Source organism: Ruegeria sp. CDSA193 (assembly GCF_059611885.1).
In genome coordinates, this window is the sequence record NZ_JBXWPN010000004.1 from 74,092 (window position 1) to 98,150 (window position 24,059).

Annotated in this window: 21 protein-coding genes; 13 read left to right on the forward strand and 8 right to left on the reverse strand. The window is 56.3% G+C overall.

Features of this window, described 5'->3' with window-relative positions:
* Window positions 1–2 precede the first annotated feature (2 nt).
* Together AC2FLG_RS08505 and AC2FLG_RS08510 are read right to left on the reverse strand one after the other, a co-directional pair.
* Window positions 3–1,460 (reverse strand): cobyric acid synthase, encoded by a 1,458-nt coding sequence (locus AC2FLG_RS08505; RefSeq protein ID WP_496705837.1) that lies wholly within the window; start codon window positions 1,458–1,460, stop codon window positions 3–5.
* 204 nt (window positions 1,461–1,664) lie between these two features.
* Window positions 1,665–1,985, reverse strand: a complete 321-nt coding sequence (locus AC2FLG_RS08510; protein ID WP_108785849.1) for a DUF6280 family protein — start codon at window positions 1,983–1,985, stop codon at window positions 1,665–1,667.
* Window positions 1,986–2,203: 218 nt separating this feature from the next.
* On the opposite strand from AC2FLG_RS08510, the gene efp reads away from it, so the two are divergent.
* Window positions 2,204–2,767, forward strand: coding sequence for an elongation factor P (gene efp / locus AC2FLG_RS08515; RefSeq protein ID WP_142632922.1), 564 nt, complete (start codon window positions 2,204–2,206; stop codon window positions 2,765–2,767).
* Between the two features lie 62 nt (window positions 2,768–2,829).
* Here the strand turns inward: efp and AC2FLG_RS08520 are convergent, their stop codons facing one another.
* The gene (locus AC2FLG_RS08520) at window positions 2,830–3,768 is read right to left on the reverse strand and encodes an ABC transporter transmembrane domain-containing protein (RefSeq protein WP_142632924.1); all 939 of its coding nucleotides are present in this window, start codon (window positions 3,766–3,768) and stop codon (window positions 2,830–2,832) included.
* Between the two features lie 106 nt (window positions 3,769–3,874).
* Window positions 3,875–4,612 (reverse strand): CAF17-like 4Fe-4S cluster assembly/insertion protein YgfZ, encoded by a 738-nt coding sequence (gene ygfZ, locus AC2FLG_RS08525; RefSeq protein WP_496705839.1) that lies wholly within the window; start codon window positions 4,610–4,612, stop codon window positions 3,875–3,877.
* A 73-nt stretch (window positions 4,613–4,685) separates the two neighbouring features.
* Between ygfZ and AC2FLG_RS08530 the strand changes: the two genes are divergently transcribed.
* Window positions 4,686–5,360, forward strand: coding sequence for a TIGR04283 family arsenosugar biosynthesis glycosyltransferase (locus tag AC2FLG_RS08530; RefSeq protein ID WP_496705841.1), 675 nt, complete (start codon window positions 4,686–4,688; stop codon window positions 5,358–5,360).
* Between the two features lie 838 nt (window positions 5,361–6,198).
* Here AC2FLG_RS08530 and AC2FLG_RS08535 read toward each other — a convergent pair.
* Window positions 6,199–7,068: a MurR/RpiR family transcriptional regulator gene (locus AC2FLG_RS08535; protein WP_142632930.1), complete on the reverse strand. Its 870-nt coding sequence runs from the start codon at window positions 7,066–7,068 to the stop codon at window positions 6,199–6,201.
* Between the two features lie 156 nt (window positions 7,069–7,224).
* On the opposite strand from AC2FLG_RS08535, the gene AC2FLG_RS08540 reads away from it, so the two are divergent.
* From AC2FLG_RS08540 to AC2FLG_RS08580, 9 genes are all read left to right on the forward strand, one after another.
* Window positions 7,225–7,980, forward strand: a complete 756-nt coding sequence (locus AC2FLG_RS08540; protein WP_496705843.1) for an N-formylglutamate amidohydrolase — start codon at window positions 7,225–7,227, stop codon at window positions 7,978–7,980.
* Between the two features lie 8 nt (window positions 7,981–7,988).
* Window positions 7,989–8,561 (forward strand): TRAP transporter small permease subunit, encoded by a 573-nt coding sequence (locus AC2FLG_RS08545; RefSeq protein ID WP_496677919.1) that lies wholly within the window; start codon window positions 7,989–7,991, stop codon window positions 8,559–8,561.
* Window positions 8,558–9,877: a TRAP transporter large permease gene (locus AC2FLG_RS08550; RefSeq protein ID WP_281971849.1), complete on the forward strand. Its 1,320-nt coding sequence runs from the start codon at window positions 8,558–8,560 to the stop codon at window positions 9,875–9,877. Before AC2FLG_RS08545 ends, AC2FLG_RS08550 begins: the two co-directional genes overlap by 4 nt.
* Before the next feature lie 52 nt (window positions 9,878–9,929).
* Window positions 9,930–10,964 carry a TRAP transporter substrate-binding protein gene (locus AC2FLG_RS08555; protein WP_142632938.1) on the forward strand — a complete coding sequence of 345 codons (1,035 nt, stop codon included), beginning with the start codon at window positions 9,930–9,932 and terminating at the stop codon, window positions 10,962–10,964.
* 146 nt (window positions 10,965–11,110) lie between these two features.
* A complete protein-coding gene (locus AC2FLG_RS08560) occupies window positions 11,111–12,796 on the forward strand; it encodes a Na/Pi cotransporter family protein (RefSeq protein ID WP_142632940.1) in 1,686 nt (561 codons plus the stop codon).
* A 57-nt stretch (window positions 12,797–12,853) separates the two neighbouring features.
* Window positions 12,854–14,215 (forward strand): glutamine synthetase family protein, encoded by a 1,362-nt coding sequence (locus AC2FLG_RS08565; RefSeq protein ID WP_496705844.1) that lies wholly within the window; start codon window positions 12,854–12,856, stop codon window positions 14,213–14,215.
* Between the two features lie 130 nt (window positions 14,216–14,345).
* Window positions 14,346–15,728, forward strand: a complete 1,383-nt coding sequence (locus AC2FLG_RS08570) for an aldehyde dehydrogenase family protein (RefSeq protein ID WP_496705846.1) — start codon at window positions 14,346–14,348, stop codon at window positions 15,726–15,728.
* Window positions 15,725–16,870: an iron-containing alcohol dehydrogenase gene (locus AC2FLG_RS08575; RefSeq protein ID WP_496705847.1), complete on the forward strand. Its 1,146-nt coding sequence runs from the start codon at window positions 15,725–15,727 to the stop codon at window positions 16,868–16,870. The genes AC2FLG_RS08570 and AC2FLG_RS08575 overlap by 4 nt, the downstream gene beginning before the upstream one ends.
* Window positions 16,871–16,929: 59 nt before the next feature.
* Entirely contained in the window at window positions 16,930–17,700 is a 771-nt protein-coding gene (locus AC2FLG_RS08580; protein WP_496705849.1) for an alpha/beta hydrolase, read from the forward strand.
* A gap of 107 nt (window positions 17,701–17,807) precedes the next feature.
* Here the strand turns inward: AC2FLG_RS08580 and AC2FLG_RS08585 are convergent, their stop codons facing one another.
* Together AC2FLG_RS08585 and parE are read right to left on the reverse strand one after the other, a co-directional pair.
* On the reverse strand, window positions 17,808–18,605 hold the full coding sequence (locus AC2FLG_RS08585) for a DUF2927 domain-containing protein (protein ID WP_496705851.1): 798 nt from the start codon (window positions 18,603–18,605) through the stop codon (window positions 17,808–17,810).
* Between the two features lie 108 nt (window positions 18,606–18,713).
* Entirely contained in the window at window positions 18,714–20,672 is a 1,959-nt protein-coding gene (gene parE / locus AC2FLG_RS08590; RefSeq protein ID WP_496705853.1) for a DNA topoisomerase IV subunit B, read from the reverse strand.
* A 760-nt stretch (window positions 20,673–21,432) separates the two neighbouring features.
* Between parE and AC2FLG_RS08595 the strand changes: the two genes are divergently transcribed.
* Window positions 21,433–22,041 carry a carboxymuconolactone decarboxylase family protein gene (locus tag AC2FLG_RS08595; RefSeq protein WP_496705855.1) on the forward strand — a complete coding sequence of 203 codons (609 nt, stop codon included), beginning with the start codon at window positions 21,433–21,435 and terminating at the stop codon, window positions 22,039–22,041.
* Window positions 22,042–22,044: 3 nt separating this feature from the next.
* Here AC2FLG_RS08595 and AC2FLG_RS08600 read toward each other — a convergent pair whose 3' ends face one another.
* Window positions 22,045–22,920: an alpha/beta fold hydrolase gene (locus AC2FLG_RS08600; RefSeq protein WP_496705856.1), complete on the reverse strand. Its 876-nt coding sequence runs from the start codon at window positions 22,918–22,920 to the stop codon at window positions 22,045–22,047.
* A 110-nt stretch (window positions 22,921–23,030) separates the two neighbouring features.
* Here AC2FLG_RS08600 and ppk2 point away from each other — a divergent pair, with 110 nt between their 5' ends.
* Window positions 23,031–23,957 carry a polyphosphate kinase 2 gene (gene ppk2 / locus AC2FLG_RS08605; RefSeq protein WP_142632960.1) on the forward strand — a complete coding sequence of 309 codons (927 nt, stop codon included), beginning with the start codon at window positions 23,031–23,033 and terminating at the stop codon, window positions 23,955–23,957.
* The last annotated feature ends 102 nt before the right edge of the window (window positions 23,958–24,059 follow it).

Here is a 24,059-nt window from a genome sequence, read left to right on the forward strand (position 1 = left end):
AGTCAGCTTCTAATCGGCGTTTCAGCCAGTTCCAGCAAGCGGTCCAGATCCATATGTCTTTCCAGATGGTCGGCCAGACGATCAAGCGTATCTTCGACACCGTCCTCATAGTGCAGGGTGGAAGAGACTCCCAAAAGCTGTAGGTAGTCGGCCCGAAATTGATCGGATGAGAATATACCGTGTAGGTAGCTTCCGCGTATCCGGCCAGTCCGATCAGCTGCGCCCTCCGGGCGGCCCTCGACCTCCAGCCAGGCGCGGGTGCAATCGTTGCCTTCGGTGCGGCCCATATGGATCTCATATCCGGTTAGCGGTTGGTGCCCCGGCAGGGCGCGTGCAGTCCGCAGGGTCACCTTTTTCTCGCCGACCATAACGGTATCCACATCCAACAGCCCCAATCCATCGACTGTACCTGGCCGCCCATCCACACCATCGGGATCAGCAATGGTGTTACCTAGCATTTGGTAGCCACCGCATAATCCCAACACGTGACCGCCACGTCGCACATGGGCATAAAGGTCGATATCCCAGCCCTGCGCACGAAAGTAAGCCAAATCGCCAATGGTTGATTTGCTTCCGGGAAGCAGGACCAAATCCGCATCGCCGGGCAGCGCGCGGCCAGCGGGCACGATCTCGACCGTGATGCCAGGCTCTGCCGATAGCGGATCAAGATCATCAAAATTGGCCATCCGTTCCAACTGAGGTACTGCAACCTTACAGGAACCGCCACTGTGGGACCGGATATCCATCATATCTTCGGCTGGCAGCTTCCAGGCATCGTCGAACCAAGGCACAACACCGATACAGGCCCAGCCTGTTCGAGCGGCGATGTCATCGCGACCTTCGTCGAATAGGGATACATCGCCCTTAAAGCGATTGATGGCAAAGCCTCGGATCATTGCCAGATCGCCAGCATCCAGCACGGCCTGAGTCCCGACGATCTGAGCAATTACCCCACCTCGGTGAATATCGCCGACAAGTACGACCGGCACACCCGCGGCGCAGGCGAAGCCCATATTGGCAATATCACCCTGACGCAGGTTGGTCTCGGCCGGGCTTCCGGCCCCTTCAACCAACACCAGATCAGCGTCGGTGCAGAGCCGGTCAAAACTCTGGCGCGCGGCTGTCATCAGCTTGGATTTATCCTTGCGGTAATCGCCAGCCTGCATCGTTCCGGCGCGTTTGCCCTGAATGATGATCTGCGCGCCTGTATCTGTTTCAGGCTTCAAAAGGATCGGGTTCATATCCGTATGTGTGGCGCGTCGTGCCGCCAACGCTTGTAGGGCTTGCGCGCGCCCGATCTCGCCACCATTTTCGGTTACTGCGGCGTTATTCGACATGTTCTGCGGTTTGAACGGGGCAACCCGCAGGCCTCGGCGCGTATAGGCGCGTGCCAATCCGGCCACCAGAACCGATTTTCCAACATTGCTGCCTGTGCCCTGAATCATGATGGCGCGAACCATGCCGTGTCTCCTGTTAGCTAACGCGCAGATGACCTGATTTGACGGTGAAGGGAAAGCCCCGGATGACGCGGCATTGTCATCATTTTTCAGTCATCGGGTGAGGGCGCAGTTTCGCACCGGAATTCATATTCGGGGTCTATGCAACAAAAAAACACGCCTCCATCAATAGGAGGCGCGTTTTTTCAAACAGACTCGTGTCTGTGATCAGGCGGCTTCGGCCTGTTGGGCGGCGTTGCGGCGCTCGCTTTCTTCGCGCGAAAGAGCGACCGAAGTCCGCACACCGCGACCAACGAAATCCATCAATCCGCTGACAACCCGTTCATTTGGGTCGATACCCGCGCAAGACAGCACTTCGCGCCCATCGCGCGAGCGTGCCCAGCGGGCGATCTGTTCTGGGCCATTGCCATACTTTTTGTCGTCGGCAATAGCATCATCCAGCGCAGCCAAAACGACAGCTGCGAAAAGTTTACGAGCACGGTTGCCTTGCTCATTGTTAAAGGCGGTGCCGTCAACGAAATCTCTCATCTCGTCTTCCTTGTTGTTCTTGCTCTTGCATTTTCGGCGTGACGGTTCTTATGACCTATTAAGTGCGATTCGGATACACCTAATGTGCATAGTTGCGTTGCGTCACGCGCATAGCTTGCTGCGGCTGCAGCACAAGGTGTCGTTGTCTTGTCAGGTGCGGCCACGCCAGATATAGGGTGCGCGACTGACGCATCAACCGTTTGTGAAGGATTTATGTAATGCCCAAGATAAATGGGAACGAAATTCGCCCCGGCAATGTGCTTGAGCATAACGATGGGCTATGGGCCGCTGTCAAAGTTGATCATGTAAAGCCCGGTAAAGGCGGGGCTTTTGCACAGGTCGAGCTGCGCAATCTGCGCAATGGTTCCAAACTGAACGAACGTTTCCGCTCAGCTGACAAGGTCGAGCGTGTTCGCCTGGAACAGAAAGACCAGCAGTTTCTATACGAATCCGACGGCATGTTGGTGTTCATGGATTCTGAGACCTATGAGCAGATCGAACTGTCCGCTGATCTGTTGGGTGATCGCCGCCCGTTTCTGCAGGACGGCATGACTATCGTCGTAGAATTTTATGAAAGTGAGGCACTGAACGCCAAACTGCCACAGAAAGTGACGTGCAAGATCGTCGAGACCGAGCCTGTGGTCAAAGGTCAGACCGCTGCGAACTCGTTCAAACCGGCCGTTCTGGACAATGGTGTAAAAGTCATGGTGCCACCGTTTGTGGGCCAAGATGAAATGATCGTGGTGAATACTGAAACCATGGACTATTCGGAACGCGCGTAACTGCACTTCTGCTTTAAGACACCGAGAACCGCGACAGCCCGCGCTGCGCGGTTTTTTTGTTTTCACTCTTTGACGCGCCGGTATTTCTCGGGGTTCGGGCCAAATAGTTCGAGCATCAGTTCGAATTTGATCCGATTTGCGCTGACCTGGCGATAATAGGCGATCAGAAAGGCCGTGGGGCCTTGAATACGGCTGAGCCCACTGGTGGCGGCAACAACTGTGCCGACATCGGTTCTGCCCTGAAGGACAAGCCAGCCACCCAGCATCAGAACGCCAACCGTCCCGGCGCCGTTGATCACGCTTAGAAGGAATTTGGCCGAGAGCTTCCAGATGAACATCTTTCGGCGAGTTTCGTAGATTTTGTCGAATTCCGCTTCGATCTCGTGCGCGGCCGCGTCAATCTTTTCTGCTGTCAAACTGTCGGTGGCGCGGCGCAGGATACGAACGCGTTCGGCGACAAAGACGTTCACTTTGCGTTGCGAAACCAGAACGATGATGATCTGCGGCGCGACCATCGAAAAAGCGATCAAACCCAGCCCCGGCTGTGTAGACGAGATATAGCCAATCACGCTGATCAGAGTGCCGATTTGGACCACCGGGTCGGAAAAGGCACCGCCTGCGAATTTACCCAGCTCTTCTGCTTCGGCAGAAATGGCGGTAGTCATGGTCCCCTTGCGCATGGTCTCGCCGGTTTCATCCAGATCGGCGGACCGGACCAGCAGCCTTTGCCGGATCAGGCGGATCATATCCTCGCCCAGTGTTCCGGCCCGATAGCCGAGCAGCCATTTCAGCCCCAGGCTCAGCAAGATAACCACCATCATGCCGGCACCAAGCAGGATCATCCGGTCCACGGATACATCGTCCGAGGTCAGGTGGTTGATGATATCGCGCTGAAACTCCAGCGGGACCGCTGCCAGAGCGGCAACCGCAATAGACAGGATGATAAGGATGATCTGCCGGGCGGAACTGGCACGCCAAATTGCTTTATACAGACGAAACATCAACTCACCCGGATCGCTGAACCAAACCTAGTTTGGCAGCCTGTGCCGGGCGGATCAAATGGTTCCGGGGCTGGCGGGGCCATGGCCAGGCTGTATTCGAGAAATTTCATTCCGTCAGGCGCACGGCCGCGTCGCCCGCCTGCATATCGCCCTTGGCCCTGTCGAGCCTGAGATATGCGATCCCCTGGCCATCCGCTTGGGTAAACAGGCGCCCCACGGATTTCCCGTCAGCAGTTATTTCGGTTCCGACAGGCGTGGTGCCTGCGACAAGTACCGTGCGCAGCCCTTTACGCAGCTCGGTCTTGTGTTTCATGCGCGCGGTCACTTCCTGACCGACATAACACCCTTTTTTGAAATCAACGCCGTTCAGTAACTCGAACCCTGATTCCAGAATATAACTGTCTTCGGTCAGTTCGATTCCGGTTTCGGGAATGCAATGGAGCACGCGGATCGCGTTCCAATCGGTTCCGTCCTCGCTTTCCGCATCTTCGGTATATGCGCGCCAGCCCATATCTGAATGGCGCGGATCGGGCAGGGCCCCATCGGGTGCCAGGCCAGTGCCGCGTTGCAGATTCAGGTCGCTGGCTTCGATCGTTAGGTCGGCGCGCAGCTTGTACATGCTCAGACGTTTGATCAACCCGTCGGCGATAACCTCTGCGACGTCCAGCAAGATATCGTCGCCCTCGCGTTTCAGAAAGAAATCGGCCAGATACTTGCCTTGTGGGGTCAGCAGCGCCGTATAGACCAGACCCCGATCAAGCCCGGCAATGTCATTGGTCACCAGCCCCTGCAAGAAGCTGTCAACGTCGGCACCGGTTAGGCGCAGAATGCGGCGATTGGGCATGGCAGAGTCCTCGTCTTTTCCATGGTGCTCGTGATATATGAGAAATCGCTCATAAGACCAGAGGATATCCGACGTGCCGGCACCGATCAGTATTGTAATTCCAACCCTGAACGCGGCCGATACCTTGCCTGCTACACTTGGAGCGCTGATGGAGGGGCTGCGCGCAGGGTTGATCCACGAATTGATTGTGTCGGACGCAGGCTCTACCGACAAAACCCATGAAATCGCCGAGAATGCCGGGGCCAGGATCGTGACCGGAGAAGCCTCGCGCGGGGGGCAGCTGCGCCGTGGCTGTGCAGCCGCCAAAGCCGATTGGTTGTTGGTACTTCATGCGGATACGGTTTTGCAGGACGGGTGGAGCAATGTTGTGCGGGATCATCTGCCCTCGGGGCGACCTGCGGCGTTCAGACTGGCCTTTGTGGCCGCGGGGTTTGCGCCATCCTGGGTTGCCGGATGGGCCAATCTTCGTAGCCGGATCTTTGGGTTGCCCTATGGTGACCAGGGCATGCTAGTCCGGCGTTCTGAATATCAAGATGCAGGCGGCTTCCCGGACCAGCCCTTGATGGAAGACGTGGCGCTTGCCAAAAAGTTGCGCCGTATCACGCTCTTGTCCGCGCGCGCCTTTACGAGTGCGGACCGGTATGAACGGGCGGGGTGGTTGCGTCGTGGTGGTCGGAATCTGTGGACTCTGACCCGCTATCTTCTGGGCGCTGATCCCGAGCGGTTGGCGCGGGCGTACCGGCAGTAAGCGTCGTTCTGAGTTCGACAATGGATTTGCCCAGCCGGAACGGGGCGGCGAAACTTACAAGGCACAGTGCAATGATCTGAAGCACCAGAATATGCCCGTTTTCTCGCAAATACTCCCATTCATCCTTAAGCTTGCCGACCTGAGTGACAAGGTCATCGTAACTTTGGGCCAAGATCAAATAGTCGCCTGCGATTGCGGGAACTTTCCTGCGCAGATTGTCGATAGCTTCCTGTGTCGGGTCATCCAGCGTTGTGAACACCAGAAACTGGTCGACGTCGAATGAGTGCACCTTCGATGTCATCGCGCGCATGTCATCACGCTCTTCCTGGGCCTGCCGTCCAAACAGGAATTGTAGCCCCCTCAGAGGGGCGACTTCGTTTGTTACGGCAATAAACAAGGGCAGGTCAGCGTTGCTTGCGGTTGAGGCTGAAAGGAACTCAACTTTTTCGCACAGCGCTCCGATATCCTTGTCATAGGCCGGGTCGCAGAACCGCAATCGAAACCGCGCGGCGTCGCGGTCAAAGGCAAGTGTTGCGGCATAGGCAACGTCAATCTGCCGGTCCAGACGGGAACTGTCCGCTGTATAAAGCCCGGCCATCACCGCAACCAATGCGCCGACCCCGCCCAGAACCACCCAGACCAGATCAGCCAGTTTCCATGCGCGATGCCCGGCTGGTTTGCGAAACAGGAACGCTGTGCCAACTGTGCCGATCAGAAAAAACAGAATCAGCAGCGGCAACTGGTTTTCGGTAATAAAGGTCATGGAAACAAAGTGACCAACCGCCGGTCAAGTGGCAACACTCCTCACGGGCAGTTGTAGTTTTGGAACAATCCGAAGCTAAGAGCCCGAACTTTGACCGAATTTCCGAAACAGCTTGGTGCGATCAAAGGCCTGTTCCAGTTCGACCGTGCGATCTTTGACCGAATCCCAAAGCCGTTCCTGAACTTCGGCTATGGCGCATTCCATCAGGGTCAGTATCGCAGCCATCGAATCCCAGGCAGAAGGCACCGAGATGCGCGCCGCGAATGTGTGTTTGGCCAGCCGGTGGATTGGCGAGCGCCACTGATCGGTCAACAGCACGATTTCGGCCCCGCGCTCGTGGCAGAGCTGACCAATCAGTAGGCTCGCATTCTCATAGCGCCGGACATCCAGCGCGATCAGCACATCCCCTTGACGCACGTCCAACAGATCATGGGTCCAGGATGCGGCGACCGGCAACAGGCGGACATCCGGTCGGATCATTTGCAGGTGCAGATACAGGTATTGCGCCAGTGTTCCGGTAATGCGGCCACCGGTGATGAAAATACGCCGGTTCTGATCGCTCAGCAGGCTGCAGAAGCTATCGAATTCGTCGGGGTCGATCTCGTCGATTGTGCGCTTCTGGTTGGCCAGAGAACGCTGGGAATAGCGGTTGAGGATATGTTCTTCGGGCAGGTCATTCTGCCAGACATCACGTTTGGCTACTGGCCCCGAGATCATTTCTTTGACCTCACCACGCAGCGCGGCCTGAAATTGAGGATATCCGTCAAAACCGGTCTTTTGCAGCATCCGTGCAACCGTAGTGGTCGAGACTGAGGCGGTACTGGCCAATTCGGTAATACTACCCAGCCCGGCCATCGGGTAATCATCCAGCAGAACGCTGACCAGTTGCCGTTCAGACGGGGTCATCTTGTCCCGATGGGCCAGAAGCCTGTCTGTCACCCGCACTGGCGTGTCCTCCTATTATGCGACCAGACCATAATGTGAATAATTTTTCAGCAAGATCAAGCTTGGAAAAATTTATACAGAAAAAATATTGACAGGATGATGCGGTCTGTGGAAATTTTTCCACAGTGTCTCATTTTGGAATCGCAGGACGGTAGATTGGACTTCGGCAAAGTTGTTCATACGGATTTGGCGGGCAATGCGCCTGTGGTCGTGCTGGTGTGCGAACATGCGTCTAATCGTATCCCGGCTTTTCTGGGTGATATGGGGTTAAGCGCTGAAGCACGCGAAAGTCATATTGCCTGGGATCCAGGCGCACTGGCCGTGGCGCAGGCTATGGCCAAACGCATGTCAGCACCTTTGGTCCATGGCGGGGTGTCTCGGCTGGTCTATGACTGCAATCGCCCGCCCGAGGCGGCGGGTGCAATGCCGATCCGCAGCGAGGATTACGAAATCCCGGCGAACATCAACATGTCGCCCGAGCAGCGAGTGGCCAGAATCGAAAACGTGTATCAGCCGTTTTGCGCCGCTCTGTCGGATTTGATCGATCAGCACAGCGCTTCGCTTAGGCTGATGGTGACAATTCACAGTTTCACGCCGATCTATCTGGGGCAGAAACGGCAGGTCGAACTGGGTATTCTGCACGGTGTGGACAACCAGTTTGCCACAGCGATGATGGCTGACGAAGCTATCGGCAGACCCTTTATCATCAGGCTGAATGAGCCTTATTCTGCGGCGGATGGAGTAGCTCATACACTGGATACCCAGGCGCTGCCCCACCGCTTGCTGAACGTGATGATCGAGATCCGCAATGACTTGATCCGCACGCCTAAGCAGCAAGCAGAGATGGCCGATTGCCTGGTGCCCTGGATTGCGCGTGTTCTGTCCGGTTTTCAGGAAGGGGCGTCAGCGTGATCAAAGCGATGAGCGCATATGTCCGTATCGTGGATGCGATCAACTATCGGATCGGGCGGGTCATGATGTGGGGCCTGTTTGTCATGATGGGCATCCTGTTGTGGTCTTCGATATCAAAGACCTTCTTCCTACCGTCGCTCTGGACACTTGAAATGGCACAGTTTGCGATGGTGACCTATTACATCATGGGTGGGCCATATTCGATCCAGCTAGGGTCGAATGTGCGCATGGACCTGTTTTACCACAACTGGAGCCCCCAACGAAAAGCGTGGTTCGATGCATTTACCGTGCTTTTGCTGATCCTCTATCTGGGTGTGCTTTTCTATGGCGGGTTGGGATCGACGGCGTATAGCCTTGGTTATTGGGGCGACGAACCCGTTTCCTACTTCACCGGACTGCTGACCGGCAGTGAAGAGATCGGTCGGCTTGAACGTTCGTCGACCGCGTGGCGGCCGTATATCTGGCCGGTCAAATCCATCATGGTGTTGGGCTTCTTCCTGATGTTGCTGCAGGCAGTCTCGGAATTTTTCAAGGACATTGCGCGGATCAACGGGCAGGAAATCGGGGTACAGCGGGCATGAGCCAGGAATATATCGCCATCTTCATGTTCGCGTTGATGATGCTGATGCTGTTCACCGGTCAGCGCGTTTTTGGTGCGATCGGTGCGGTTGCGACGATCGCGGCGCTTTCATTGTGGGGAACCGGAGGGCAGGACATCACGTTTTCAGCCGCGATGAAGCTGATGAAGTGGTATCCGCTGCTGACCCTGCCAATGTTCATTTTCATGGGCTATGTGCTCAGCGAAAGCAGGCTGGCGGATGACCTGTATCGCATGTTCCATGTCTGGATGGGGCCGGTGAATGGCGGGCTTGCCATCGGGACGATTGGTTTGATGGTCTTGGTTTCTGCCATGAATGGCCTCAGCGTGGCCGGGATGGCCATTGGAGCTACGATTGCTTTGCCTGAACTATTGAGACGCGGGTACGACAAAACCATGGTGACCGGCGTCATTCAGGCCGGGTCCAGTTTGGGTATCCTTGTACCACCTTCGGTGGTTCTGGTGCTGTATGCGATGATCGCCCGTCAACCTGTGGGACAGTTATGGCTGGCGGGGATCGTGCCCGGCCTGATGATGGCTGGCATGTTCATTCTTTATATATGGATCCGCTGTCGCATTCAGCCCGAGCTTGGCCCAGCGATGAAAGACGCGCACGAGGTTCCGCGGGCCGAGAAAATCCGGTTGCTGGGCGCGGGTGCGTTGCCGCTGATTATCTTCGCTGCGATGATGGTGCCCTTTGTGAACGGGTGGACGTCACTGGTTGAAAGTTCGGCCATCGGAGCGCTGGCGGCATTGGTGGTTTCGGTGGCCAAACGTCGAATGACCTGGGCGATTTTTGAAACCTGTACCAAGCATACGCTGGCGATATCGTGCATGTTCATGTGGATCATCCTTGCAGCACTTGGTTTTGGCGCGGTTTTCGACGGGCTTGGTGCGGTGAAGGCAATCGACAACTTGTTTACCGACCAGTTGGGCCTGTCACCCTGGATGATCCTGATCTTGATGCAGCTCAGCTTTATTGTCATGGGCACGTTTCTGGACGACACCGCGATGCTGGTGATTGTGGCACCGCTTTATGTACCGCTGGTTGGTGCGCTGGGCTTTGACTTGATTTGGTACGGGGTTCTGTACACGATCACCACACAGATCGCCTATATGACACCGCCTTTCGGCTATAACCTATTTCTGATGCGCGCGATGGCCCCACCAGAAATCACGCTGAGGGATATCTATGGCTCGATCTTTCCGTTCGTCGCCGTGATGGTTCTGGCGCTTACGATTATCATGATCTTCCCGGAACTGGCTCTTTGGCTGCCCGGCTATGTCTATGGAAATTAACAAGAATGCCTTTCGAAGAGGCACGAAGCACTTCAACAGAGAGGAAATTGACATGACGACAAGACGTAAGTTTCTGAAAACCGCCGGGGTAGGGGTCGCAGCCGCACCTCTGGCCGCACCGGCGCTGGCTCAAAGCACGATCACGTGGCGCATGCAGACCTATGCCGGTCCTGCGCTGGCTGCGCATGTGATCGACCCGGCAATCGAGATGTTCAACAAGATTGCCGGTGACCGGATGCAGATCGAGCTGTTCTATGCTGACCAGCTTGTTCCGACAGGCGAACTGTTCCGTGCCATGCAGAAAGGTACCATTGATGCGGTACAGTCCGATGATGACTCGATGGCGTCGCCCACCGATGTCACAGTGTTCGGCGGCTATTTCCCGTTTGCCTCGCGCTATTCCCTGGATGTACCGGTTCTGTTCAATCAGTACGGTCTGAACGAAATCTGGGACGAAGAATACTCGAAAGTCGGGGTCAAGCACATCTCGGCTGGCGCATGGGACCCGTGCCATTTCGCCACCAAGGATCCAATCAACAGCCTGGCGGACCTGCAAGGCAAGCGTGTCTTCACCTTCCCTACAGCGGGTCGCTTCCTCAGCCAGTTCGGTGTGGTACCAGTTACACTGCCATGGGAAGATATCGAGGTCGCCGTACAGACCGGCGAGTTGGACGGCATCGCATGGTCGGGCATCACCGAGGATTACACTGTCGGCTGGGCGGATGTGACCAACTACTTCCTGACCAACAACATCTCAGGCGCCTGGGCCGGGTCTTTCTTTGCCAACATGGATCGCTGGAACGAGTTGCCGGAAGATCTGCAAACCCTGTTCCGTGTTTGCTGTGATCAGTCGCATTACTACCGCCAGTGGTGGTACTGGGGCGGCGAGGCCAGCTTGCGGGTCAATGGCGACAAGATGCAGCTGACCACGATCCCAGATGAGGAATGGGCACAGGTCGAAGGCGCGGCAATCGCATTCTGGGATGAGATTGCGGCAGAATCTGAGATCAAGGCGAGGGTTGTTGAGATATTCAAGCAATACAACGCCGACATGCTCAAGGCCGGACGGCCTTATCGTTACGGATAATAAGCAACTTCCCGACGCGGGTAACTCCTCTCGCGTCGGGATTGGACATCACCTGGCGACACCTCTTATGTTCATATCAATCCCAATAACAGAGATGCGAAACCGGATGCACAGTGCTGCTCACCGGTCGGACGGGGTATGAACACATGGCCATCGCTGGTTTTCTGATCGAGATTTTTGCCGCAACCATGTTGCTGCTTTTCGCCGTTCGCTTGGTTCGTACGGGGATTGAGCGGCGATTTGGCGCGCTATTTCAATCGCTTTTGACCCGACATTCAAACAGTTTTGTCGCCGGTGGCGCGGGTATGGTTCTGGCCACGATCCTGCAAAGTTCAGCCGCCGTGGCGGTTTTGCTGACAGGGTTTGCGGCGGCCGGAATGGTCAGTTTTGGCATCGCCCTGGCGGGGGTTTTGGGGGCCGATCTGGGATCGGCTCTGGTCATTCAGATACTGTCTTATGATTTGGGATGGTTGCAGCCGGTGTTGCTGGCGCTGGGCGGGTGGCTCTACCTCAAATCCGATCGGGCAAATGTTCGCCTGATGGGGCGGATTGTTCTGGGTGTGGCCTTCATTTTGGTATCACTGCAATTTTTGCGCGATGCAGTTGATCCGATCCGTGAAAGTGCCTTTTTGCCGGCTATCGCGGGCTATCTTGAAAGCGACTATTTCAGTGCCTTCATCGTTGGGGCTGTGCTTGCCTTTGTCATGCACAGCTCGGTTGCGACAATCCTGATGTGCGTGACGCTGGTACAGATCGGGGCAATCCCATTCGCGGCGGGTTTGTCGTTGGTATTGGGGGCCAATTTGGGCTCGGCCTTTATTCCGATCTGGTTGACGCGCGACCAGATCGTTTCGGCCCGCCGGATACCGATAGCTAACCTGTTACTGCGCGGCAGTGCGGCGCTTGTGATGCTGTTTGCTGTCAACGTCACCGGGACCCATGCCGCATTGATGATCAGCGGACCGGGGCAATCGTTGATCTTTGCCCATATCGGTTTCAACCTCGTGGTGTTTCTGCTGGCAACCGGGTTCGTCACCCGGATGGAAGCGCCGATGGCTTTGCTCATGCCCGAGACCGACCCTGAATCTGGTGTGGCAGATCAGTTCTCGGGTGCTCTTAATCCGCTAGGCGACCCCAGTGCCACAGGCCCTGATGTTGCGATGTCCTCGGTGCGACACGAATTGTTGCAGATGGTCACGCAGGTCGAACGCATGTTCCGCCCGGTGCTGGATATCTATGAGCGTGACGACATTGATACCATTGCCGCTCTGTCGCAGCAGGATGAAATGGTAAACGCCCAGTTGACGGAAATCCGACGCTTTGTCGCGCGGTTGCCGCGGCAGAATATGAGTAAGTCTCAGATCAAAGCCGCCCGTGGTCTGGTGGAATACGCTATTCGGCTCGAGGCCGCTGGAGATGTCGTGTCGAACAGAATGACGCGTTCAGCAAAGATTAAACACATGGAAAGGGCCGAGTTTTCCGCCCAGGGGTGGAAAGAACTCAAGGATTTACACGCCACCATTCAGGAAAGTTTTTCGCTGGCGCGACACGTTTTGTTGGTGGACGACGTCGACTGTGCCCGCCGCCTTGTTCTGGACAAGGCCGAGATCAAAAGGATGTCCCGCGACAGCCGCAAGGCGCATCTAAAGCGGCTGGAGCGTGGTCAAACGGAAAGTTTCCAGTCCAGCGATCTGCATCTGGAGGCACTGCGCGCTATGCGCGATCTGCACGGCCATATCGCGGCCATCGCCTATCCGATCCTCTACAAAAGCGGACAGGTTCTGGAAACGCGGTTGGTTATGGAAATGGAGAAAGAAGCGGCCGAAGACTAACGGCCGTCGATGGGAACAGGGGCGCGGTGGGCCCGATTGTGATGAAGGATGAACATGATGGGCCATGATGTTGTGTTGGCGGACCTCAAAACCAAGGTTGAAGCAGGTGAAGTAGACACCGTTCTTGTTTGCATGGTGGACATGCAGGGGCGGCTGATGGGCAAACGGTTTCACGCCGGTCACTTTGTGGCAGGCGCTTGGCAAGAGACCCATTGCTGCAATTATCTGTTGGCGACAGATCTGGAAATGGGCACGCCTGACGGATATGCCTCGACCAGCTGGGAGCGGGGCTATGGCGATTACGTCATGAAACCTGATCTCAGCACTTTGCGCCCGGTGCCGTGGCTTGAGGGCACGGTGATGGTGATGTGCGATGTTCTGGATCACCACACGCATGATGAGGTCCCGCACGCGCCCCGGTCGATCCTGAAGAAACAGGTCAAACGCCTGAAAGCCATGGGTTACGACGCGATGTGCGCCACTGAGTTGGAGTTCTTTTTGTTTGAGAAGAGCTTTGACCAGATCCGCAAGGAAGGGTTTCGCGATCTGGCGCCGATCTCGGGCTATAATGAGGATTATCATATCCTGCAGACCACCAAGGAAGAGCATGTGATGCGTCCCATCCGCAATCATTTGTGGAACGCGGGCATCCCGGTCGAGAATACGAAGGGCGAGGCCGAGACCGGTCAGGAAGAATTGAACATCAAATACGCCGCCGCCATGGAAACGGCCGAGTATCACTCGATCGCCAAGAATGCGGTGAAGGAAATCGCCTGGCAGCACGGGCATGCGGCCACGTTCCTGCCGAAATGGCATCATGACAAGGTTGGCAGTTCATCCCATGTGCATCAGTCGCTGTGGTCTGAGGGAAGGCCAATCTTTTTCGACGAAAAAGATCCGCTCGGCATGTCGGCAGTAATGAAAAGCTATATGGCCGGGTTGTTGAAATACGCTGCCGATTATACGTGTTTCATGGCCCCCTACGTCAACAGCTACAAGCGTTTCCAAAAAGGAAGTTTTGCGCCGACGCGGATCATCTGGTCGGTCGACAACCGCACCGCCGGTTTCCGACTGTGTGGTGATGGAACCAAATCGGTTCGCGTGGAATGCCGTATTCCGGGCTCGGATATGAACCCGTATCTGGCGATTGCTGGTATGTTGGCGGCGGGTATCGCAGGCATCGAGGAGGGGTTGGAGCTTGAACCACCAACCAAAGGCGATGCGTATCAGAGCGAGTCCGGCATGATCCCCGGCAACCTGCCCGCTGCGCGGGATGCCCTGCTTGGCTCAACCATGTTGCGGGCCGCTATGGGGGACGAAGTTGTTGATCACTATGCGCGCGCCGCCGAGGTAGAAATCGAGGAATTCGAAAGCGTGGTTACTGATTGGGAAATTGCCCGCGGGTTCGAACGGGCCTGAGGGTGGACGAAGTTGGGGGCCCTGCCTGTCGCTATTGGTACTTGAACCAATGGCGCATCAATGACGGCCCCCGAGGTTTGTGTTGGCCAGATAAAGCAGGAAATTCTGCTTTTTAGAGGATGGAGTGGAGATGGGGCAGATGTTGAAATGCATCTCGCCGATCGATGGATCGGTTTATGCTGAGCGCGAAACCTTATCGCGCGAAGCAGCGTTTGAGGTGGCTGCGCGGGCCAGGGAAGCGCAAACAGCCTGGGCAGCACGCCCATTACAAGAGCGAATTGATCTTGTGATGGCGGGTGTCGCCGCTGTTGGTGCGATGAATGACGAAATCGTGCTCGAATTGGCCCATATGATGGGGCGCCCAGTGCGCTACGGCGGAGAGTTCGGCGGGTTCAACGAGCGCGCCGGCCATATGGCCGAGATCGCGCAGGGTGCACTGGCCGATATTGCGGTGGGCGAGGATGAGGTCTTCAGGCGCTATATCAAACGGATTCCGCACGGGGTGGTCTTTGTCGTGGCGCCCTGGAACTACCCGTACATGACGGCGATCAACACGGTGGCCCCGGCGTTGATTGCGGGCAATACCGTGGTGTTGAAACACGCGACCCAGACCTTGTTGGTGGGTGAGCGGATGGCGCAGGCTTTCCATTCGGCAGGTGTTCCTGAGGATGTGTTCCAGAATGTGTTCCTGAGTCATGATGTGACTAACGATTTGATCGCTGGAAATGCGTTTGATTTCGTGAACTTCACCGGTTCGGTCGGTGGTGGTCAGGCGATGGAACGTGCGGCGGCGGGCACATTCACCGGGGTCGGTACCGAGTTGGGCGGCAAGGATCCAGGCTATGTCATGGACGACGCCGATCTGGACGCGGCTGTTGATACGCTGATCGACGGTGCGATGTTCAACGCGGGCCAGTGCTGCTGCGGGATTGAGCGGATTTACGTGCACGAAAGCCTGTATGATGCGTTCGTTGCCAAAGCGGTTGAGATTATTCAGGGCTATAAGCTGGGCAATCCGCTGGATGCAGAGACGACGATTGGACCGATGGCCAATATACGCTTTGCCGATGAGGTCCGCGCGCAGATTGCCGAGGCAGTCGCGGATGGCGCAGTTACCCATATCGACACTTTCCCCGAGGATGATGGGGGGGCATATCTGACCCCGCAAATCCTGACCAATGTCACACACGACATGCGGGTGATGCGGGATGAGAGTTTCGGCCCCGTAGTTGGTATCATGAAAGTGTCGTCGGATGACGAAGCCATCGCGCTGATGAATGACAGCGAGTTTGGTCTGACCGCCAGCCTCTGGACCCGCGACGTGGACCGGGCCGCGCGGGTCGGTGACCAGATTGAAACTGGCACCGTCTTCATGAACCGCGCCGATTATTTGGATCCGGGCCTGTGCTGGACCGGTTGCAAGAATACCGGGCGTGGCGGTGGTCTTTCTGTCATCGGCTATCACAACCTTACCCGCCCCAAATCCTACCATCTGAAGAAGGTGACACCATGAGCCTGTCTGGAAACTGGTCTTATCCGACCGCGATCAAATTCGGCGCTGGCCGCATCAAGGAACTGCCCGAAGCCTGCGCTGCGGCCGGAATGAAACGCCCTCTGCTGGTCACGGACAAGGGGTTGGCTGATCTGCCGATCACCTCGGCGACGCTGGATATTCTTGAGGCTGCGGGTCTGGGGCGTGGCCTGATTAGCGAAGTGGACCCGAACCCCAATGAGAAGAACCTTGAGGCCGGCGTTGCGGCGTATCGGGCAGGCGACCATGACGGGGTAATCGCATTTGGCGGTGGCTCGGGGCTGGATCTGGGTAAGATGGTCGCTTTCATGGCCGGGCAGACGCGCCCGGTCTGGGATTTCGAAGATATTGGCGACTGGTGGACCCGCGCCGATGCCGATGCCATTGCTCCGATCATTGCGGTTCCGACCACCGCTGGCACCGGGTCAGAGGTGGGGCGCGCCAGCGTCATCACCAATTCGGAAACCCACGCGAAAAAGATTATCTTTCACCCTAAGGTACTGCCAACCGTGGTGATCTGTGACCCGGAACTGACCGTGGGAATGCCGAAATTCATCACCGCTGGCACTGGTCTGGACGCATTTGCGCATTGTGTCGAGGCGTTCTCCAGCCCGCATTACCACCCGATGTCACACGGCATCGCGCTCGAGGGGATGCGGCTGGTCAAGGACTACCTGCCGCGCGCCTATACCGATGGCACCGATATCGAAGCGCGGGCGCAAATGATGAGCGCGGCAGCGATGGGTGCTACGGCGTTTCAGAAAGGCCTCGGCGCGATCCACGCGATGAGCCACCCGATTGGCGCGGTGTTCAACACCCATCACGGGACGACCAACGCGGTCTGTATGCCCGCGGTGCTAGAGTTCAACGCCCCCGCCATCGCCGACCGGTTCCAGCAGGCCGCGGCCTATCTGGGCATCGATGGAGGCTTTGACGGGTTCCGCGCCTTTGTGCAGGAGTTTAATGACTCGCTGGGTATCCCCCGCAAACTCTCGGATATGAAAGTGACCGATGCTGCAATCCCCGAACTGGTCAAGGGGGCGATCATCGACCCCTCTTGCGGCGGTAACCCGATTGAACTGACCGAGGACAACCTGACGGCGCTGTTCAAAGCGGCGCTGTAAGCCTCTTGCCGATCCGCTCCCTCATCTCTCATAGTGAAGGCAGGTGAGGGGGCGTTTCCATGACCAAAGAGATTGTTCTGATCCACGGAGCCTTTGCCGGACCGTGGTGTATGGCCGATTACGCGGAGTTCTTCCGCGACCGGGGCTGGACCGTGCACACACCTGCGCTGCGGTACCATGGCGGCGACGCCAAAGCCGAACCCGATCCGGGGCTGACCGACGTCAGCGTCACCGACTATGCCAACGACATTGCAGAGTTCGTGCAGGGGCTGGACGGCAAGCCGGTGCTGCTGGGCCATGCCATCGCGGGGGTTGTGGCGCAGCAGGTGGCGGCGCGCGGGTTGGCCAGCGCCATTGTTCTGATCAACCCGAACGCGCCATGGGGCACGTTGCCCGAAACCGACGACGAACGCGCCGTGCCGCGCGCGCTGATGGAGGGCGGGGCGTTCTGGAAACAGCCCATGCGGGTTGAGTTCGATCTGATGGCCCCCTTTGCGCTGAACAAGATGCCCGAGGCGCAGCAGCACGCGGTGTTCGACCAGCTGGGCGCTGAAAGCGGGCGGGTGATGTTCGAGATGTTCTTTTGGATGTTCGACGATCACCACGCGATGAAGGTGGATATCGACAAGGTCGACTGTCCGGTTTTGATCGTTTCAGGCACCGAGGACCGGGCCGTAAACCCCAACACCTGCCGCGCGCTGGCGAAGCTTTATGGAGACCGCGCGACGTTTTTGTCTGTCGAAAACCATGCGCATTTTCTGTTCATGGAGCCCGGGTGGGAGGGGCCAGTCGGGCAGATTGCGGAGTGGTTGGACGGGGTGTCGGATTGACGCCCAATCGTGCGGGAATCGGGAATTGTGGTAATGTAGGATGGGTGTTTCGCCCACCTAGATGTGGAAAATTTGATGGTTAAAAACTCATCCTACGCTTGCGTGTTTTATTGACAGGAAGCGTTGATTACGTTTTGGGAAACTTCTTTCGTTCTTGCTCGGCTCTGCCCAATCACCATTTCATTATGATAAACCAGTTGCATTGCGATTAGAGGCCGGGCATCGAAATTTTGAAAAATAGGCGGACCAAAGGTTTCACCTGAAAGCGAATCTTCTGAAAATAGTGAATCCAAGCCTATCGGATCGCCCGGCACGCCACTTGCGTTGAAAATTTCTTCTTTCACACAATTCGCAAACCTCATTGGCGATGTCGATGTTTTGATCCAAACCTCGGAATACTCAATTTCAGCATCTGGCCAGTCAAAGTTCGTGGCAAGGCAGGTTAGCTTTTTGGATTTTAAGAATTTTCCAAAAAACTCCGGCACTAGAGAGGTTTGATTTGACTCATCAGAGTCGCCAACCAAGATAACGTGGATAACGCCAGTTACAGTTTCTGGATGCTCATCAAGATAGAACTCTAGCCCGGACAAGTGGTTAACCAAGTTGATTGTGTATACGGCGTTAGCGTTGAACAGTTTTCTCGTTTTCTCAGAACCACCGTCATCTATAGTGATTTGTATGGGGCTTGTTCTTTTCTTCAACCCTTTGTCGCAGCCATCGGCTAAATGGCAGTACTCAACATCGTGTGCCATGTGGGCGACCAAGTCTGGGAATGAACCCTCGCCCTTAATGCTCTCATAGACTTCAATGTAATCACACGCAGGTTTTGACAGCTCTGAGCTTGCAGCAGTTGCGAAGGCGAGAAATATTGTACCTGATGCGATATTGAGTTTGAATTTATTCAATTTTGTAACAACTAGATTGTGAATCTATGAAGGATAGAACTATTGAGTTTTCGCGTCATTTAGATTGAAGCTGCAAAATCTTCGACGTTCACTTCTCAAAGCACAAACTCAAACATCCAACTCCTCCACAAACCGCGCGTTTTCCTGAATGTATTGGAACCGCAGTTCGGGTTTTTTGCCCATCAGGCGTTCGACAAGGTCGCCGGTCTCGCCGGGTTCGTCCTCGTCTATGGTGACGCGGATCAGTTTACGCGAGGCCGGGTCCATCGTGGTTTCTTTCAGGTCCTTGGCGTCCATTTCACCCAGACCCTTGAAGCGGGAAACGTCGATCTTGCCTTTGCCGCCAAGACCTTTTTCCATCCATGCGTCGCGCTCGGCCTCGTCCAGACAATAGACGCGTTTGGCGCCTTGCGTCAGGCGATACAGCGGCGGGCAGGCGAGGTAGAGGTGGCCCGCGTTGATCATGGGCCGCATCTGGGTAAAGAAGAACGTCATCAGCAGCGCCGCGATATGCGCGCCGTCGACATCCGCGTCGGTCATGATGATGATCTTGTCATAGCGCAGGTCGTCGACGTTGAAACGGGTGCCAAGCCCGACACCCAGCGCCTGGGTCAGATCGTTGATCTCGGCATTGGTGCCCAGCTTGGAACTGGCCGCGCCCAACACGTTCAGGATTTTGCCGCGAAGGGGCAGCAGCGCCTGTGTTTTGCGGTTACGGCCCATCTTGGCCGAGCCGCCCGCCGAGTCGCCCTCGACGATGAATAATTCGGTGCCGTCGCGGGTTGAACTGGAACAGTCCACCAGCTTGCCGGGGAGACGAAGTTTCTTAGTGGCGGACTTGCGCTGTGTTTCCTTTTCAGCCCGTCGGCGCAGGCGCTCCTCGGACCTTAGAATGAGGAAGTCGAGGATCGCTCCGGCGGATTTGTTATCCGCGGCCAGCCAGTTGTCGAAATGGTCACGGACCGAGTTTTCGACCAGCCGCTGTGCTTCGACCGTGGCGAGGCGGTCTTTGGTTTGGCCGACAAACTCGGGCTCGCTGATGAAACAGGACACCAGGGCACAGCCGCCGGTGACCAGGTCGTCGCGGGTGATCTGCGCGGCCTTTTTGTTGTTGATCAGCTCGCCGTAAGCTTTGATGCCCTTGAGGACAGCGGCCCAGAAGCCTGCCACATGGGTGCCGCCTTCGGGGGTGGGGACGGTGTTACAGTAGGATTGGATGAACCCGTCGCGTGAGGGGGTCCAGTTGATCGCCCATTCGACCTTGCCGGGCGCGTTGAACTTTTCGCGAAAGTCCACGGTTCCGGCAAAGGGTTGCTCGGCATAGGTGGACGAGCCGTTCATCGTTTCCTTGAGGTAATCTGACAGGCCACCGGGGAAGTGGAAGGTCGCCTCGGTCGGGGTTTCGCCGTCGTCGATATGGGACTTCCAGCGGATTTCGACGCCCGAGAACAGGTAGGCCTTGGAGCGGATGGATTTGAACAGGCGGGCCGGTTTGAATTTGTGGTGGCCGAAGATATCGGGATCGGCGTGGAAGGTGACGGTGGTGCCGCGCCGGTTGGGGGCAGCGCCGACCTTTTCGACGGGGCCCTGAGGTACTCCACGCGAGAAGCGTTGTTCGAACAGCTGTTTGTCGCGGGCCACCTGAACAACCATGGAATCCGACAAAGCATTGACCACAGATGCACCAACCCCATGCAGACCGCCCGAGGTCTGATACGCCTTACCCGAGAACTTGCCGCCCGCGTGCAATGTGCACAGGATGACCTCAAGCGCGGATTTGTCGGGGAATTTCGGGTGCGGATCGATCGGAATGCCGCGCCCATTGTCGCGCACGGTCAGGGCGTAATCTGCATGCAGTTCGACCTCGATCCGGTTGGCATGGCCTGCCACCGCTTCGTCCATCGAGTTGTCGAGGATTTCAGCGACCATATGGTGCAGCGCACGCTCATCCGTGCCGCCGATATACATGCCGGGGCGTTTGCGAACAGGTTCAAGACCTTCGAGCACCTCAATGGATGAGGCGTCATAGGTATTGGTCGCTTCGGGCGTCAACAGATCGTCGGGCATATGGGCTGCTCTTGTTTTTGAGTTTCCCCCATTATGGCAGGTGATGTGGTCCGGGGGAAGAGGGACGCGAGGTGTTGTGGATAGTTTGGGGCTGGTTGGCCAATTAGAGGATAATCAATATGGTTGCGGCACCAGCTATCACTAATGGAAGCGATGCGGGACAAAGCTGCCATTGCCTGTCTCTTCAACGGTGAATCAAGGGTATAATGAAAAGTGTATGACCAAAGCGCCGCAAACAGCAGTATAGAAACCAGGATGAAAGAACCAGATTAGAAACGCATTCTGTGGCCCAACCTTTTGAGGTTCACGAAGAGCCAAACTGATTACCTTTGGCTGTCTGATATAGGGCTCACCCATTCGAGCCAGTTCGCTCTGATATCTGTACGTTCCAATGCTCAAGCAAACTCCTGAAAGAAAACCAAAACCAACAGCGATTGGTGTGGAGGCACTTAGCACCAAGAGACCAGTCCACAGCACGAAAACCGAAAACCATGTGAGGGTTCGTGTTAGCAATGCGCAAGCTCCAACTACTTGTTTGCATCGTAAAATCAATATCTCGGTACCCGAATTTTGGCTCATATGGGCGAGAGTATCAATCGATAAGTCGACAAGCGAAAGGGAGACTGGGGGCCTACTTGCGGCAGGAGCGTTCGCATACACTTTGGGCTCAGAGCAGAAGTTTGACGATTTCGTTTTGCGACCTGTTCTAAGGCCTCTTAGGCTGCGGATAACAAATCACCGCGACAGCAGGAATCTTAAAATGAGCTGGATAAAAACCATCCCCTACGATACGGCCACTGGTCGGCTGAAGAAACTCTACGACCGCGTCACCGGCCCCGACAACAATGTCGACAACATCATGATAGCGCATTCCTTGCGGCCGCATTCGATGGAAGGACATATGGCGCTGTACAAGAATGTGCTGCACCATTCAGCCAATCAAATTCCCAAGTGGTTTCTCGAAACTCTGGGTGTCTGGGTCAGTTCCCTGAACCACTGCGGGTACTGTGTCGAGCATCATTTCAACGGGTTGCAAAGGCTGTTAGGCGACGAAGTGCGCGGTAATGCAATCCGTGCCGCGATCGAAGCTGGGACACCCGAAAGCGCACCATTGGAGGCTGCTCAGGTTGCGGCCATGCTGTATGCGCGTAAGCTGACGCAGGCCCCGGCGGATCTGGTGGAAGACGACATAGCCGTCCTGCGCAACACAGGGTGGGACGATGGTGAAATCCTCGAGATCAATCAGGTCTGCGCCTATTTTGCCTATGCCAACCGCACCGTTCTGGGGCTGGGATGTTCCACCGAGGGTGACATTCTGGGGCTGTCCCCCAATAACTCGGCTGATCCTGCTGATTGGGGGCATAAATAGGCCTCAGCCGTCTGTCCACTCAATGATTGCCTGTGCCATTGCTTCGGGCTTCTGGTGGTGTAACCAGTGATCCGTGCCCGGAATATCGACTCGTGTGAGGTCGGGCGCGAAATCTTCCAGACCGTCTGTCGTCTCGGGCAGCAGCGCTTTGTCATCGGAGCCCCATAGCAAAAGATGTGGGCAACGAACCATCAGCCGCTCGACCGGAAGCCGGGGCAGGTCTGTGCAGGGCTCGCCCGGTTTCGCCACAACCAGCGGAGATGCCCGATACCAGTTCAGCATGGCATTCAGACGACCGGGACGGGCCCATTCAGTGCGATAGTCCTCCATCCGGTCATCGGACAGCCAGTCCAAGCCCATCCCGTGGCGAAAGAAACTTTCCAAGCGGGTAAAATTGTTCGCGGCAAAGAGTGTTGCGGCATCAGGGGCCCGTAGCGCGTTAATATATTGAGAGGCCGCGGATTGTGCGCCGCCCGATGCCATAGCCCGTTGGAAGGGCACCGGGTGAACGCCGTTTGCGATGATAAGGCGACCGACGAGATCTGGGCGGAACATGGCCAGGCCATAGGCGACCGCGGCGCCCCAGTCATGGCCCAGAACACTGATTGGCGTATCCAGACCTTCGACAAGTGCGATCATATCCGAGACCAGCTCGGACGTGGCATATTGGCCGACACCTTCTGGTGCCCAGCTTTGGCCGTAACCGCGTTGATCAGGGGCAATGCAATGGAAATGAGATGCCAGATGTGGCGCCAGATCGGCCCATGCCCCACCATATTCCGGAAAGCCGTGCAGCATCAGCAAGGGTGGCAGGTCGGATGACCCCCAACGGCGAATATGAAACCTCTGGCCATTCAGGATCTGAAATCGGGTTTCCATGTTTCTTGGCCTTTTCGCCGTATAAGTGAATTTGGTTTGACCCCAATCAAAGCGCGAAAGCTTCGGTTCTGCTAGCCATTTTTTCGAACAGTGAAAAAAGGAGAATATGAATGGATGCAGCTGCGCAACCCGAGCAAAATCTACCACGCGTGAATGACGAAACACCTGTTGCAGGTGCTGTTTCCGAGCCAAGCCCGGAAAAGATCCGCAAGGCATTCGAAAGCGGAAGATATCCCTATCATCGCAAGATGCCCCGTCGGGTCTATGAGGCCGAGAAGGCCAAACTGCAGGCTGAGTTGCTTAAGGTTCAGCTGTGGGCGCAGGAAACCGGTCAACGGTTCGTATTGCTGTTTGAAGGGCGCGATGCGGCTGGTAAGGGCGGTACAATCAAACGGTTTATGGAACACCTGAACCCCCGTCAGGCGCGCGTGGTCGCCCTTAACAAACCCACCTGGGAAGAAAAGGGTCAATGGTACTATCAGCGCTATGTGCACGAGCTTCCCACCGTTGGTGAAATGGTGTTCTACGACCGCTCTTGGTACAACCGCGCCGGGGTCGAGAGGGTGATGGGGTTCTGTTCTCCGAACGAGTACCTAGAGTTTATGCGCCAGACGCCAGAGCTTGAACGGATGTTGGTGAGGTCGGGAATTCAGCTTTACAAATACTGGTTTTCGGTCACGCAACCCGAACAACAGCGGCGGTTTCAAAGCCGTGAGACCGATCCGTTGAAGCAATGGAAACTATCTCCGATCGACAAGGCAAGCCTTGGAAAATGGGATGACTATACCGAGGCTAAAGAGGCGATGTTCTTTTATACAGACACCGCTGATGCGCCCTGGACTATCGTGAAATCGAATGACAAAAAACGCGCTCGTCTGAACTGTATGCGCCACTTTCTGTCGACACTTGATTACCCGGACAAGGATCACGGCATTGTTGGCGAGCCCGATCCTTTGATCGTGGGTCAGGCGCATCATGTGATCCACCGATCCGAGCATATTCTGGGCAACGCGCTGCATCCTGACGCCCGCTGCTAGGCCTAAGGTTCGGGGCAGGGCACCTGTCCCGGTTCCATGTCTCACTCTGAAATTTCTCTGTTCCGGTCTTGTCCCGGCCTTTCGCCGGGCCTATGGCTGGTG